This is a genomic window from Indolivaga capnocytophagoides DSM 22835, from assembly GCF_000426485.1.
GTDB classification, from domain to species: Bacteria; Bacteroidota; Bacteroidia; order Bacteroidales; family Dysgonomonadaceae; genus Dysgonomonas_A; species Dysgonomonas_A capnocytophagoides.
In genome coordinates this window covers 128,087-141,560 of sequence record NZ_AUFL01000015.1, presented here as the reverse complement: position 1 = coordinate 141,560, position 13,474 = coordinate 128,087, and the positions used below count along the sequence as shown (strand labels likewise).

The 13,474-nt window shown below is 35.4% G+C and carries 15 protein-coding genes, 3 tRNA genes and 1 pseudogene; 9 read left to right on the top strand and 10 right to left on the bottom strand.

Translation table 11 applies throughout. The features are described from left to right. Positions 1 to 3: 3 nt before the first annotated feature. Genes K322_RS0109540 through K322_RS0109530 form a run of 3 tightly spaced genes read left to right on the top strand, consistent with a single transcriptional unit; the run spans position 4 to position 1,677 of the window. Positions 4 to 702, top strand: a complete 699-nt coding sequence (locus K322_RS0109540; RefSeq protein WP_026626687.1) for a membrane protein — start codon at positions 4 to 6, stop codon at positions 700 to 702. Between the two features lie 44 nt (positions 703 to 746). After that, positions 747 to 1,343, top strand: a complete 597-nt coding sequence (locus tag K322_RS0109535; RefSeq protein WP_026626686.1) for a MotA/TolQ/ExbB proton channel family protein — start codon at positions 747 to 749, stop codon at positions 1,341 to 1,343. Position 1,344: 1 nt separating this feature from the next. Next, positions 1,345 to 1,677 (top strand): DUF2149 domain-containing protein, encoded by a 333-nt coding sequence (locus K322_RS0109530; RefSeq protein ID WP_026626685.1) that lies wholly within the window; start codon positions 1,345 to 1,347, stop codon positions 1,675 to 1,677. A gap of 211 nt (positions 1,678 to 1,888) precedes the next feature. Here the strand turns inward: K322_RS0109530 and K322_RS0109525 are convergent, their stop codons facing one another. After that, a complete protein-coding gene (locus K322_RS0109525; protein WP_026626684.1) occupies positions 1,889 to 2,863 on the bottom strand; it encodes an adenosine kinase in 975 nt (324 codons plus the stop codon). A gap of 87 nt (positions 2,864 to 2,950) precedes the next feature. On the opposite strand from K322_RS0109525, the gene K322_RS0109520 reads away from it, so the two are divergent. Next, positions 2,951 to 3,024 (top strand) — tRNA-Asn (locus tag K322_RS0109520). 16 nt (positions 3,025 to 3,040) lie between these two features. Beyond that, positions 3,041 to 3,114 (top strand) — tRNA-Asn (locus K322_RS0109515). A gap of 207 nt (positions 3,115 to 3,321) precedes the next feature. Here the strand turns inward: K322_RS0109515 and K322_RS0109510 are convergent. Further along, entirely contained in the window at positions 3,322 to 4,317 is a 996-nt protein-coding gene (locus K322_RS0109510; RefSeq protein WP_026626683.1) for a DUF6268 family outer membrane beta-barrel protein, read from the bottom strand. A 165-nt stretch (positions 4,318 to 4,482) separates the two neighbouring features. Here K322_RS0109510 and K322_RS0109505 point away from each other — a divergent pair, with 165 nt between their 5' ends. After that, positions 4,483 to 5,373, top strand: coding sequence for a helix-turn-helix domain-containing protein (locus tag K322_RS0109505; protein WP_026626682.1), 891 nt, complete (start codon positions 4,483 to 4,485; stop codon positions 5,371 to 5,373). 57 nt (positions 5,374 to 5,430) lie between these two features. Here K322_RS0109505 and K322_RS0109500 read toward each other — a convergent pair whose 3' ends face one another. The 6 genes and pseudogenes from K322_RS0109500 to K322_RS0109475 form a co-directional block, all read right to left on the bottom strand. Continuing rightward, the gene (locus K322_RS0109500; protein WP_026626681.1) at positions 5,431 to 6,267 is read right to left on the bottom strand and encodes an SMP-30/gluconolactonase/LRE family protein; all 837 of its coding nucleotides are present in this window, start codon (positions 6,265 to 6,267) and stop codon (positions 5,431 to 5,433) included. 250 nt (positions 6,268 to 6,517) lie between these two features. After that, on the bottom strand, positions 6,518 to 6,721 hold the full coding sequence (locus K322_RS21360) for a hypothetical protein (RefSeq protein ID WP_395847060.1): 204 nt from the start codon (positions 6,719 to 6,721) through the stop codon (positions 6,518 to 6,520). Continuing rightward, positions 6,711 to 7,415 (bottom strand): annotated as a pseudogene (locus K322_RS19050) (IS3 family transposase); the annotation flags it as partial. The gene K322_RS21360 and the pseudogene K322_RS19050, both read right to left, overlap by 11 nt. A 403-nt stretch (positions 7,416 to 7,818) precedes the next feature. Next, the gene (locus K322_RS20265) at positions 7,819 to 8,181 is read right to left on the bottom strand and encodes a phage integrase SAM-like domain-containing protein (RefSeq protein WP_157279408.1); all 363 of its coding nucleotides are present in this window, start codon (positions 8,179 to 8,181) and stop codon (positions 7,819 to 7,821) included. Beyond that, a complete protein-coding gene (locus tag K322_RS20260) occupies positions 8,090 to 8,521 on the bottom strand; it encodes an Arm DNA-binding domain-containing protein (protein WP_051290731.1) in 432 nt (143 codons plus the stop codon). Before K322_RS20260 ends, K322_RS20265 begins: the two co-directional genes overlap by 92 nt. A 240-nt stretch (positions 8,522 to 8,761) precedes the next feature. Further along, positions 8,762 to 8,834: transfer RNA gene (locus K322_RS0109475), tRNA-Lys, on the bottom strand. A gap of 141 nt (positions 8,835 to 8,975) precedes the next feature. Between K322_RS0109475 and K322_RS0109470 the strand changes: the two genes are divergently transcribed. Together K322_RS0109470 and K322_RS0109465 are read left to right on the top strand one after the other, a co-directional pair. Further along, positions 8,976 to 10,169, top strand: coding sequence for an MFS transporter (locus K322_RS0109470; protein WP_035331792.1), 1,194 nt, complete (start codon positions 8,976 to 8,978; stop codon positions 10,167 to 10,169). Between the two features lie 69 nt (positions 10,170 to 10,238). After that, complete coding sequence (locus K322_RS0109465) at positions 10,239 to 10,727, top strand: DUF4251 domain-containing protein (protein ID WP_026626679.1); 489 nt, start codon at positions 10,239 to 10,241, stop codon at positions 10,725 to 10,727. A 182-nt stretch (positions 10,728 to 10,909) separates the two neighbouring features. Here the strand turns inward: K322_RS0109465 and K322_RS20820 are convergent, their stop codons facing one another. After that, positions 10,910 to 11,074 (bottom strand): hypothetical protein, encoded by a 165-nt coding sequence (locus K322_RS20820; protein ID WP_157279406.1) that lies wholly within the window; start codon positions 11,072 to 11,074, stop codon positions 10,910 to 10,912. Positions 11,075 to 11,689: 615 nt separating this feature from the next. Further along, positions 11,690 to 12,955: a DNA recombination protein RmuC gene (locus K322_RS0109455; protein WP_026626677.1), complete on the bottom strand. Its 1,266-nt coding sequence runs from the start codon at positions 12,953 to 12,955 to the stop codon at positions 11,690 to 11,692. 175 nt (positions 12,956 to 13,130) lie between these two features. On the opposite strand from K322_RS0109455, the gene K322_RS0109450 reads away from it, so the two are divergent. Next, positions 13,131 to 13,472 (top strand): hypothetical protein, encoded by a 342-nt coding sequence (locus K322_RS0109450; protein ID WP_026626676.1) that lies wholly within the window; start codon positions 13,131 to 13,133, stop codon positions 13,470 to 13,472. Positions 13,473 to 13,474: the final 2 nt, after the last annotated feature.

Genomic DNA, 13,474 nt, shown 5'->3' with positions numbered 1-13,474 from the left:
AATATGGAACTTATCATTCAGATATTGATGCTCTTTATTGTAGTCAACTGCATCCTGAAACTGAGTTTCTGGAAATGGTGGCAATCGGCTCTGTTCGGGCTTGTCTGTGCCGTTTTTATTGTATGGATGAACAAATATGCAATCATGCAGTCAAAAACTCAGCTAAACGATTACCTGATGAATAGAGATGCCTTGCAGGATGCTGCCGTATTGGTTACTGTAGAATCGGCTATTTGCTTTGCCTTTTGCTTTGCCGCTTTAAGGAACTTATTCGGGAAGAAAATAAAGAAGTGGCTGCTGCCTTTATATTGGTATCCGAGCTTACTGCTGTTTCCTGTCCTGTTTTATATTCTCACTCAAACCATATTCAGCATGTCGGGTACAGATTTCGACACACTGGCATATACAATAGCTGCGATTACACTGGGTTTATTGCCGGCAGCAGCTTATGGAGTGAAGTATATGTTTCCCGAAAAAGAATTACGGCTTGAAGTACATTTTCTGGTAAGTCTTTTTGTTGCCATACTTGGGCTTCTCACCACTGTAAATGGGAATGTTACCTATGCGGCAGCCGAAGAGCCTGTCAACTTCAAAGCATTAGGTTTATCTCTCGGGCTGTTTATCATCTTGTTTCTGATCGGATACGGATGGAGCAAAATCCGATGGATAATTATGCAGAAAAAACAAGCTAAATTTAAATAATTGTGAAGTAATAATTAGGTCTGCGACCTCAAATAAAAAAATCAATGGAAATTATTTCTAAAGTACTCTTTTGGGTAGCCAACAGTTTATTGATTCCCGATATTATTATATTATTATGTCTTTTTGCGAGAGGCTTACTGCTTATCGGAGGCTTTTACAACCAGTACATGACCAAACGGAAGAACGATAAAATACTTAATGATAAAATTAAGGAATTGACGTCCTCTTCAATTAATGAACTGAAAGGGTTATTACCACAGAACGATAATTCTCTTTTCATAAAATACATGAGAGATTTACTGTCAACCACCCCAAGTGAAGCTTACTCTGATTTTCTTCTGTCTAATTTCGAAAACGAAGCTGAAAAAGACACTTCATTGTCGAAAATGTTGGCTAAAATGGGTCCTGTATTAGGTCTTATCGGTACACTGATAGCTATGAGTCCTGCATTGGTCGGACTATCGACTGGTGATATTGCAGGTATGGCCTACAATATGCAGGTTGTATTTGCAACTACGGTAGTAGGTCTTGTCGTTTCCGCCATTGGGTTGGTAACCTTACAGTTTAAACAACGATGGTATGCCAAAGATGTAAATAATCTCGATTATGTATCTCGCATATTAACTCAAAAAGAAGACTGATATGAGAAGACAACGCCGAATCAGCAAATTTGCAAAAGAAGAAGATACCGATCCGCTAAGCGTGATCGTAAATCTCTTTGATGTGGCAATGGTATTTGCCGTTGCTCTGATGGTAGCAATGGTCATGCACATGAATATGACCGAAGTATTTACACAGGAAGACTATACGATTGTAAAGAATCCGGGAAAGGATAACATGGAGATCATCACCAAGGAAGGTAATAAAATCAATAAATATACACCTTCGAACGAACAATCTTCAGGATCAAAAGGCAAAAAAGTAGGTATAGCTTATGAACTGGAGAACGGAGAAATTATTTATGTCCCGGAATAATCTAATTCATCTGTAAAAAACAAGGAGGATGATGCAGATCTGCATCATCCTCCTTGTTTTTTATCTATACAGAAAAGGGTCGCAGACCCTCTTTATAAAAGATCTTTGAACGACTGAAAAAAATTTAAGAAAAGAAAAAAGTAACATCCGAAAAAGTACATTTATGATGTTACCTTTGTTTCCTTTTTAGGATTCTGTACATTTTATGTGGTTAATAGCTCGTTTTAATCGAACTTATCAATTCATTCCACTTGTCATCATTCATCTTAGGTCCCATCACCTGAATAACGTTCCCTGCAAGCAAAGTACCGATCTCTCCGGACTCTTTTAGCGACTTGCTGTTTATAAGTCCATACAGAAAGCCTGAAGCATATAAATCACCGGCTCCGGTGGTATCTATACAATCAACTTTAAGTGCGGGAACAAATACTTTTTCTTCACCTCTTTTTATCCATGAGCCTTTTTCTCCAATCTTAACAATGGCTATTTCGACCATATCTGCTATGACATCCAAAGCTTTTTCGGGTTCTGTGTTACATAGAGCTTTCGCCTCTTCCTCATTAGCAAAAAGTATATCAACGTATTGAGGTATAATTTCCAATAAGAAATCTTTACTCGCTTCCACAACATTGTAACTAGCCATATCAAGAACAACCTTCGCTCCGTTTTCGTGTGCCAGAGCTACTGCCTTGCGGATCAAATCGAGATTTTGCACTAAATACCCTTCAATATAGAAATAATTGTACCCTGCAAAGTCTTCGGTTTTTAAGTCCTCAGCTGTTAATCCGGCTGCGGCACCCAGATAAGTACCAAAGGTTCGTTGTCCGTCTTTCGAAACAAAAGTTGTAGCAACTCCTGAATCTTCATTACAAATACGAAGCAACGATTTTACATTGTATTTTTCTAGATCTTCTTTATAATAATTACCAAAGAAATCCTTACCGACACGCCCGATAAAACCGGTATTCACACCTAATTTTGCAATTCCGGTGATGGTATTTGATGCGGAACCTCCCGATGCCAGGAATTTTTCTTTGTCTTCCATTGCTTTATGGAGAGCCTCTTTTTTAGCGGCATCTATCAATTGCATACTACCTTTAGGCAGCTCTAACTGAGTGAGTAACGAGTCGTTTTCGATCAATGCCAAGACATCGACCAAGGCATTTCCCATTCCTAATACTTTCATTTATTTTAAAATTTTAGTGCAAAGATATTGTATATTTCGGAAATAAGACCTACTTTTGCCATGCTTTTCAAATAAAGCATTTGTCACTCTTCAGTAGCTCAGTTGGTTAGAGCATCTGACTGTTAATCAGAGGGTCGCTGGTTCGAGCCCAGCCTGAAGAGCTTGCAATACAGGATTGCTTTCTTAGCTCAGCTGGTTAGAGCATCTGACTGTTAATCAGAGGGTCCTTGGTTCGAGCCCAAGAGAAAGCGCAAAAGGAGTCAAAATTTTGACTCCTTTTCTTATTAAAGAATTCCACTATTGGCTCATCATCCTACAACAAGGTAACAATAAAGATATCCACGATTAGAAATAAATGTATGGGCTGACAAATAGCTGACTATCCCTGATGAGCAAAGAGAAATATTAAAGGAGATAAAGAAGGGAATAACATAATTATTCCCTTTTGTATTCTATATTTAAAATATATTATAAGAAAACCCAAGATTAAAGAAAGGTGTAACAGGTTCGGTGTATTTAATATACGGATCTCCATCAATCCCTTTTCTGTTCGTATTATAAAGTCCGCCTTTTATTAGTTTTGAAACACCTCCCCGTGCACTTAAATAAAAATGATTATTTATGATATATTCATAAACAATCTCCGGCCTTATTGATGTTTTCCTAAAATAAGAGGTTTTTGGGAGACCATCTACATCTGTAGCCATATAGAATTGTTCGCTATACATGGATGTGCCAATAGAGAGGCGATGGCTATTCTTGAATTGATAGCGTAAATAAGTTCGGCTGGGTAAAGTTATATCAATACTTAAATTAGGGGTAAACTGATGCGTATAGGCTATAACAGGCATTACAGGAATTTTGTCATAGAGAGTCATACCATATAAGCCTACACTTAAATTACTGGTATTGGATTGTTTTAAAATTAAAATTGCCGAAAAGACACCCGAAACTTTCTCAAATTTTTTATCCCAACCATCACCTAAAAGGGACGCCATCAGCATAACGGGTTTATTGCCTATTCTAAAACGGTAATTTCCGGATATTGAACCTTCATAAAAGCTATACCCTCCCTCATTTTTTGTGAACAAAGCGGATGCTCCTTTATCTGTATTATTAAAAGAATCAAACTGATACGAATTGTATTGACCATTAGCATATATGGAAGCATTCTTGAGAAGTAGGATCGGAACCGTAGCCGAAAAATTTATAGTGTGTATATCTTTACTTTCTCCCTCTTCTATCTTTTGTCCGTTCTGTTTTAATGTATAGTCATGGCTCAGGCTTGTGTTCCAGTATAAATTGATAGTCCTTGCTTCGGAAAAATTGCGGGCAACATATTTACGTACACCATTAGTCAGAGAATCCGAAGACTGTGAAGTCTGAGCAAAAATATTAACAAAGAGAGAGGACGCATAAATATACAATATCAGACAGAATATATATTTTTTCATTAATTCTTATTTTTTATTTGAAGATGAAATCTAATATTTAAGACAAAGGTCTTGCTTTTCGGAATCTGAATCTGTCATATAGGATTGATATTGTATCCAAAAGGTCGAAAATATAGAAGAAGAAAGAATAATTAGGTATATTTGATATACAAAATATCGATTCAGATGAATACTATTGAAAATATAAAGGCTCAGACTATCCGAAACTATTTTTCCGCAGAAGCATTAGAGGATAGCTTTTTTATATTGGAAAATAAAGCAAGAGATCCTGATAATGTTTCTAAATACATAGTTTCAATAGATTTTCCGATTAAACTTGATATTGGTATTGCCATCGTTTGTGAAGCTGGCTGCTTAAATATCAATATTGGATATAGCAATTATAAAGTAGGTAAAAATGATTTTATAAATATACTGGCCGACAGAGTTTTTCAGGTTATAGAGGTCAGTGAAGACTTCGAAGCGAAAATACTTTGCTTAAAACCGAGCTATCTGGAGATTGACAATACTCTTCACAGTTTTAATATTCGGAATATTCTATATGAGTTTCCCCATCATACATTGACAGATTCTAAAATGAAGTTGTTCTATTCTTTATTTGATTATTGTCAGGATATAATACGGGATACTGAAAACATATTTCGTAAACAATTAATACGAAGTGTTCTAAATACCATGTTTCTGGAAGTCTGTAATATGCTGATGCAGAAAAGCCACTCTGAAAATAAAACAGATGATATCCGAAACGAAATGTTTACTAAGTTTATGAAACATGTCGAACTGAACTTTAAAAAAGATAGGAGTATTCGGTTCTATGCAGAAAAGGCTCATTTGACTCCGAAATATTTTTCATCAATAATATTCCGTTTGACCGGTAAACATGCAAAAGTATGGATAGATGAATATGTGATACTGGAAATAAAAGCTTTGTTAAAATCAACGAATCTCACAATTCAACAGATAAGCTATGACCTGAACTTCGCGACACCATCTCACTTTAGTCGTTATTTTAAACATCACACGGGGATTTCTCCCAATGAATATCGAAATGGTTAACTCAAAAATGTCTACGAACATTTGAAAGACCTTATACTGACAAAGCAAAATCATATTTTATTCTATCAATCTGTAGCCAATAACTGTTTTGTATAAGGTTGGTATTATTAACAGCTTTTTATTGGCAATATATTCAATATCGGCAGTAATGTTTTTTTCTTTTCCTAAATCAATAATTAACTTCTTCTTACCGTCCGCATCAATGTGAAATATCTGACCTTGCCATGCTCCCGAAACAAAGAAACCGTTACTTCCATCACTAACAATACCATCTAAATTATCAATTCCACTAAATATTTTGATAAATTTCTTTGATGATTTACTTATTGCATAAGCAGTTTTGTCATTCATATTAAGGACTAAAACATCTTCTTTTGTACATAGCAATCCATTAGGTCCTGAAAGAGTTTTAGAATCAAGCCATACTTCAATTTTATTTTCCGATATTTTATAGATCTTATTCCCAAAACAATCAGAAATATACATGTCGCCATTCGAGTCTGCTGCAATATCATTAAGAAATTTAGCATTGTCGACCATAAACACATTCTCTATTTTGGCAGTATTTGTATTAACCTGAACAACTCTATTAATATCTGCAACATAAAGTTTATCTTTATACAACCCCATCCCCTGCGGATTATCGAACCCCTCTACCCATTTAAGGGACTCTATTTTGCCATTTATATTTATCTTTGAAATGAAGCCGTTTCCATCTTTTGCAAGATATTCTCCATTTATATTTGATATGTAAACAGTCTTTTTTGAAGAATCATAAAGTGCTGATTCCGGTTTAAGGAAAAGAGAATCAGAGACCCATACTCTTGAAAAATTTTGAGAAAAACAAATTGTCGAACTCAAAATAAATAAGGCTAATAATACTGTCTTTCTCATTTTTCTAGTTAATATTTAGACAAAGTAATTCTATACTAAGCTTGTGGTAAATATCGGAATTAATTTAATCATCAATAGCTTTTTAAGAAATTAATATTTTAAGTTATTACATCTTTCAGATTAACCTTCAAATAGAGTGTAGCTGTAGTGTTTGCAGGAACAACAAACTTGTCTTGTCCTGAAAATAGTTTACAGATTATGAATAATAATTAGTTAGTTTGTATTCCATTTTAATAGTCCTGTTATAGGTTTACAACTTCGTTGATAAAGATATTTTATTTGTCTGATAGTTTCTCTTCTTCCAGCGTCTTTTTATTTGTCCGGTTAGGTTATATGCCTGAACCGGAGTTTTCATATCACAGCTCAAATGAGGTCTATGATAGTTGTAAATAGATATAATTTCATCTATCCTATTGCTGAGATCTTCAAAGCATGTGTAATGCTCATGATCCAGCCATTCGTCTTTTAAGATACCATTTTATCCTTTCTGCTACTGCATTTTGATAAGGGTCTCCATTTTCAGTCATACTGATTCGAATGCTGTTTTCTTTCAATAATCTTACATATTCATGACTACAATACTGAACACCTCTATCTGAGTGATGGATTAGCCCGATTCGATCTTCTTCCGGAATATGCTCCAGTGCCATTTTCAGGGCTCCTACAGCCCCGTCACGCTCTAAAGTCAGTGATAACCTGTAGCCTACAATCAGATGAGAATAAACATCTGTTATCAGTGAAAGATAAACAAAGCTATTGTTAATAGGTATATAAGTAATGTCACTTACCCATAATTGGTTGGGGTCACTAAAATTAAAGCCTCTGATCAGGTTTGGATATTTCTTCATCCAATGTTTAGAGTTGGTCGTTACAGCATACTTTTTCTTTCTTTTGATCAGCATCCTGTTATTACGAAGAATATCATATAAAATATCTCTGCCTATATCTATTCCTTTTTCTTTCAACAGGTGATGGATTTTCTTACAACCCAAACGAGGCATATCCTTGCGGATTAATCTTACCTGACTGATAATAAAACCTTCGTCCAGAGCCTTCCGCGCGTTTTTATTCAATTGCTTGTAATATGCCTGCCTTGTATAGCCAAACAATCCACATAAAGTATCCAAGCCTACTTCTGCGTATCGTTCTTTAAGTCGGAAGACTGTTTGGCTTCGGACTTTTTTAACAAGTCAACACCATACTCATCTTGTAGGATATCACCTATGATCTGATAACCTTCAAGCTTGAGTTGTGCCAGCTTCAATTGACGTCTCAATTCTTCATTTTCTAACTTAAGGGATAAATCTTCCTGCTATTTCTTTTTACGACCCATAATCGGTGTTGTAATACTTTCTGCTAAGATAGTGCCATTTTTCTGTTGATAACGATGAACCATCTTATTTATGTTCTTTTGATCGACACTATATCTCTATACTTAACATATAGGAGCTTTTCCTTCCACTCAGATAATCCTGAATAATGGCTTGTCTTAATAACCGGGGAATTGTAACCCCTCGTTTCTTCTTTTGTCCGTCCATTGGTTTACTCTTTTTATTGTAAACCATTTTCAGGACAAGACATTATATTGGTTTCCTCAAACTTGAAGCGGTAAGTCATAAAAGGGTCTTTCTGAATCCAGTCATTGGAATAAGCAATGCGCATAATTTTCTTAACTTGCTTCAATCGGGTGATAGCTGTATTTTGAGTACAGTTCTTATCTGTCTTTAGAAAAGTATCGAATTTCTGAATGAAGGGTAGATCAATATCCTTTAGATTGATATCAGACTTCTTATATTCCTTCTTTAAGAACTCCTTCAAATATCTAACTGTACCCTCGAAGCGGATTATAGTCTTTTGAGCATAACCTATAACCTTTACCTTGTAATTGTTTGATTTCTTTGTTATGCTCTTCAAAAACTTCTATCAGGGTTTTGTGCTTTTCTTCGACACCACAAAAACGGTTACAAATTTCTTTAGCGGATATTTCGAGGTTGTCGGCTTCGAGCTGCCTGTGAATATTCTGAACTTTAGCCCTGACTGTATCAATATACATATTGATTTCGGTTGATCGTTTGTCCTTGGTTTTTAGTTTTCCTTTGGTCTGATCCCAATTCTCTACTAATGCACTTCTTCGGACAAACATCTCACGAAATCGCTTATCTACAGTGATTCTCATTGCAATAGGAGCTTCTCCGTTTGCTTTGATTTTATTCTTTTTGAGAAAGAATAAAACATGAAAGGATTTTTGTTTCATTTTACTACTTTTTTTGTGGTTAAAATTACGTTTAAACCATCAAGTAGTCACGAAGTAAATCACTGACAAACAATGACTAACACACATAATCGTGGACAATTTCTGTCTCTTGTCTTTGTCCACGATTTAGGCATGTATATACTGTCGTAAATTGCCCTTTTCTGCCTATTTGGACAAAAGAAAAAACCTCGACTTTCTACTGAAAATCAAGGTTTTACTTCTTTTTTCATCATTTGCTAGTGATCCCGCTGGGGCTCGAACCCAGGACCCCATCATTAAAAGTGATGTGCTCTACCGACTGAGCTACGGAATCTCCGGTTATGCTTTTCTTACAAAGCGAGTGCAAAGGTATAACAAAAATTTAAAAAATAAAAGAATTCATAGGCGAAATTTATACCTTTGTTATTACAAGTAAGCTGAAAATTGTTTAGGTAATCTTTATTAATTATTGTATATGAATGAATTGAAAGACGGTCAGGTTCATCAAAATTATTTATCAAAATCTTTATTATGGCTAATGACAATCGGAGCAGGATTGGTTGTTGCGAATAATTATTACAATCAACCTCTTCTGGGAAAAATAGCTAAAGAGTTTAATATTTCCGAATCTACAGCCAACAATGTAGCGATGCTTACTCAAATCGGTTATGCCTTAGGCCTATTGTTATTGATACCTTTAGGCGATATGTTTAGACGAAAAAAGATCATTATTGCAGACTTTGCTCTTATCATCCTATCCCTATTGACTTTCTCGCTAAGTACAAATATATATGTAATGTTTGCAGCGAGTTTTTTCATCGGATTCAGTTCCGTTATCCCCCAAATGTTTGTTCCTATTGCAGCTCAACTATCTAAGCCCGAAGAGAAAGGAAAGAACGTTGGACTGGTTATGAGCGGACTTCTAGTAGGGATCCTTGTCTCCCGCGTTTTCAGCGGTATCGTAGGAGAAATACTCGGATGGAGAGAAGTCTATTATATTGCAATAGCCGTAGTGACTCTCTTTGGCATCTCTATTGTGCTAGTATTACCTAACATAAAGCCGACTTTCAACGGAACATATTCTCAATTAATGCAATCGCTGCTTCTCTATGTATGGACGGTACCCAGTTTGAGATTAGCATCCCTTCGAGGAGCGTTAGGTTTCGGATCATTTATGGCATTCTGGACTACCCTGACCTTTCATCTCGAACGCCCTCCCTTTTTAGCAGGAAGTGATGTTGCCGGCATGCTAGGGCTTGTAGGCGTGGTCGGCGCACTTGCCGCATCTCTCGTCGGACGTATGACCGACAGGATCAATAAGAACCTGTTGATTATAATCTCTGTCATTATAATGATTCTTTCGTGGCTGGTATTCGGAATCTGGGGATTCTCTTATGCCGGACTTATCATTGGTATCATATTACTGGATGTAGGTTTACAATCCATGCATATAACAAATCAAACTATAGTGTTTTCAACCCATCCGGAAGCGACAAATCGCCTTAATACCATTTATATGGTAAGTTACTTTATCGGAGGATCACTCGGAACCTTTATCAGTGGGAAAGCTTGGGGTGCCTATGGCTGGCAAGGATCGGTCGGAGTCGGAATAAGTTTTGTTGTTATAGCTTTACTGGCTCACCTTCTGCTTACACGAAAAGTAAAATAAGACAAAAACGGCTCCCGAATTCGAACAAATAACTGATACAGATGTTTTTAATATAAAAAAGGAAACAACATGAAGAAGATTGCATCTGTATTATTTATAACTTGCTTAATAGCTCTTATCGGATGTAAAAGCAAAGTTCTCACAGCCGAACAGCAAGCTAAAGTTGATGGTAATATTCAAAAAATAGAGAATCACAATCTGACTTTTTCTGCAACTAATGCATCGCCGTTATCCGGAAGATCGATTGCTCTTACCGATACTTATTTTTTGAAGATATCAGCCGATACAGTTATTGCCCGATTACCTTACTTCGGACGTTCTTATATTGCTCCGACAGATCCTTCGAATATTGGGATTGATTTTCTCTCCACAAACTTTGATTATAAAGCAGAGCAAACTAAAAGAGGGATGTACAACATAACCATAATACCAAAAGATTTATCTAAAATGGAAGAACGAGGTATCAAGCTATTTCTCTCATTAGGGGATAATGGATATGGTACATTACAGGTATCTTTTACCAATAGGCAGCCCATTTCGTTTTATGGAACTTACTAATCTATTTAGAAATAAAATAGAAAAGGTTACAAAGGTTACACAAAAATTATACTTTTTAGCTTCCATCTTTTATCCTTATTGATAAAAGATGGCTTGTGTTTTCTGTTATTTAAAGAACGCTTTACCCATAGATAAAATTGACGATTAATGTTTGATTATATTTTGAGATTTAGGAGAAGATGCTAATTGTACCATCGTTTGTGTTTCCACTTTCCCAATTGATCCAATATCTCTGTTTCAATTTTTTTCTTTATTTCTCTATTTTCTTCTTTCGAAAGATCATCCGTATTTATATTTTTCCAACTGGCAAAGCTTACTCCTCGAGATATTGCAAATATGGATAACATAGACTCATCATCATTGATTGGATCTAGTAAACATTGAATAGTAAGATCAATGTCTTGGAAATAAAAAAATACATGAAAGTGTTTTGAAGACTGATAATCTTTATAAATGTATCGTTCCCCCTTTTCATTGGTTGTAACGAGGTAATATCGAGGATTTGATTTCTTAAAGTTATAAACTGTACAATCTAAATCACTAAAAGATTCTTCAATAATATATTCTTCTGAATCTTTATAACCATCACTGGTGAAAAGAGCGAGAATATAGAAGTGTATTCCTAAAAACAACACCAAGATAATGCATAAAGATATTAGACTTATTTTTTTTGAATCTTCTTCATTTTTTCATTGATTGTAGCTGTAGTTTCTTCAATATGCAAACTGACGAGTTTTTCGATTGAATAGTGTGGCTGTGGAAATATGATGTTTATTGAAGACAATAATAGTAAAAAAATCTCGGGCTCAGAAATAACCTATATAAAATAGGAAAGGTTGTCATCACGACAACCAATCTTCATTGTTAACCTTAAATCTAATACCATGAAAAACACAGTACAAATATAAAGCATTTTATGTTATAGAACATAACTTTTATACTTGTTTTTTCAATAATTAACCTTATTTAGCTAAATTACTATCCGGAAGGTCTTTTTGCGACTTCACCCCAAGGTCTTTTAACATTTCCGCCTGCCTGATCAGGTTACCATTTCCATCCCTTAACTGCATGAGAGCCTTATCATAACTCCGCTGAGTGCGTTCCATATTTTTACCTACATCTTGCAGAGTTTCTACAAATCCGACAAATTTATCATACAATATAGATCCTCTACGGGCTATCTCCTGCGCATTACGGCTTTGATACTCCCTTTTCCACAAATCAGCAACAACTTTCAACGATGCAATCAGGTTTGTAGGGCTTATCAGGAGGATTCGTTTGCGGTAGGCATAATCCCATATTGACGAATCAAGCTGCATTGCCAGAATATAAGCAGGTTCATTAGGAACAAACATCATCACAAAATCCAAAGAATCGATATAATCCTGATAAGATTTCGAGCTAAGCTCGTCGATATGCTTTTTTACAGACAGAATATGCTCCTTTTCTGCCGATAACCTCTCCTGATCAGTTTCCGATTCCACATATTTTACATATCCGTTAAGAGAGACTTTCGAGTCAACTATAATTTTCCTTCCTCCCGGATATACAATAACAACATCAGGCTGTAAGGCTTTATTCTCATCATTCAATATCCTTTCGCCTTTTTCATTTGTAAGTATCTCTTGGGTAAAATATTCTTCACCCTTCTTGAGACCCGATTTTTCGAGAATAGACTCCAGAATCATTTCACCCCAATTACCCTGAATTTTACTGTTTCCTTTCAATGCTTTCGTCAAATTGTTTGCATCTTCACTTATCTGGTGATTCAAAGAGACCAATTCCCGAATCCTTTCTTCGAGAGAAAATCTTTGTTTAGATTCCTTGTCGTAAGTTTCTTCGACTTTCACCTTAAATTCAGACAATTTCTCATTCAATGGTTTTAGAATCGATTCCATATTCAACCGATTAATATCAGTAAATTTGGATGTTTTTTCTTCCAATATTCGGTTTGCGAGTAACTGAAAATCTTTGTTGAACTGTTCTCTGACATTGGATATTTCACCTTGTTGAAGAGAAAGAAGTTCTTCTTTTGTACTCAATGAAGCCTCCAACAGAGCTTTAGAATGAACAAACTCGAGTTCTTTCTGCTTCAATCGGCTGTTTTCATCTTTCAACTTCTCATTTTCGGTTTTCAAATCATTGATCTGCTGCTTACCCGTACGATACATCCAGACCATCACGAAAAACGAAAAAGCTATAATTATAGCAATATAAATAAACTCCATACTTACTTATTTGTTTTACTCATATAAAGATACGTTTCGAAAGTTTCCGGCTTTGATAATCTACAGAAAATCAACACCTGATATTCGAACCCCGAAATTATAACCGAAAGTTAGGAAAAGATAACTTTTCATGAAAATTTGTTCCTTTCTTTGTGTGTATGTTCATAATAAAAGAATGAGAATTTTTTACAGTAAATATTTCCCGCCTAAGGGATTCGCCGCTATTAATCTTTTCGGAATAATTATCGGCCGAAAAGAATATGGAATCCTATCTAAGCAGGAAATTAATCACGAAAAAATTCACACAGCCCAGATAACAGAACTGCTTTGGATATTTTTTTATCTACTGTACTTTTTAGAATGGCTGGTCAGGATCATACAATATAGAGACCCTCTCAAAGCATATTACAATATTTCTTTCGAAAGGGAAGCATATAGCAATGACAAACATGTCCATTATCTAAAAGAGCGTTCGAGATACTCTTTTGTATATTATTACAAGCAGCAAAAAAAATGAAT

Excerpts from the sequence above, each read along its gene's own strand:
- K322_RS0109505 (WP_026626682.1), top strand. The coding sequence starts at position 4,483 with ATGAATACTATTGAAAATATAAAGGCTCAGACTATCCGAAACTATTTT.
- K322_RS0109530 (WP_026626685.1), top strand. The coding sequence starts at position 1,345 with ATGAGAAGACAACGCCGAATCAGCAAATTTGCAAAAGAAGAAGATACC.
- K322_RS0109465 (WP_026626679.1), top strand. The coding sequence starts at position 10,239 with ATGAAGAAGATTGCATCTGTATTATTTATAACTTGCTTAATAGCTCTT.
- K322_RS0109540 (WP_026626687.1), top strand. The coding sequence starts at position 4 with ATGGAACTTATCATTCAGATATTGATGCTCTTTATTGTAGTCAACTGC.
- K322_RS20260 (WP_051290731.1), bottom strand. The coding sequence starts at position 8,521 with ATGAAACAAAAATCCTTTCATGTTTTATTCTTTCTCAAAAAGAATAAA.
- K322_RS20820 (WP_157279406.1), bottom strand. The coding sequence starts at position 11,074 with ATGTTATCCATATTTGCAATATCTCGAGGAGTAAGCTTTGCCAGTTGG.
- K322_RS0109450 (WP_026626676.1), top strand. The coding sequence starts at position 13,131 with ATGAGAATTTTTTACAGTAAATATTTCCCGCCTAAGGGATTCGCCGCT.
- K322_RS0109455 (WP_026626677.1), bottom strand. The coding sequence starts at position 12,955 with ATGGAGTTTATTTATATTGCTATAATTATAGCTTTTTCGTTTTTCGTG.
- K322_RS0109470 (WP_035331792.1), top strand. The coding sequence starts at position 8,976 with ATGAATGAATTGAAAGACGGTCAGGTTCATCAAAATTATTTATCAAAA.
- K322_RS0109500 (WP_026626681.1), bottom strand. The coding sequence starts at position 6,267 with ATGAGAAAGACAGTATTATTAGCCTTATTTATTTTGAGTTCGACAATT.
- K322_RS0109525 (WP_026626684.1), bottom strand. The coding sequence starts at position 2,863 with ATGAAAGTATTAGGAATGGGAAATGCCTTGGTCGATGTCTTGGCATTG.
- K322_RS0109535 (WP_026626686.1), top strand. The coding sequence starts at position 747 with ATGGAAATTATTTCTAAAGTACTCTTTTGGGTAGCCAACAGTTTATTG.
- K322_RS0109510 (WP_026626683.1), bottom strand. The coding sequence starts at position 4,317 with ATGAAAAAATATATATTCTGTCTGATATTGTATATTTATGCGTCCTCT.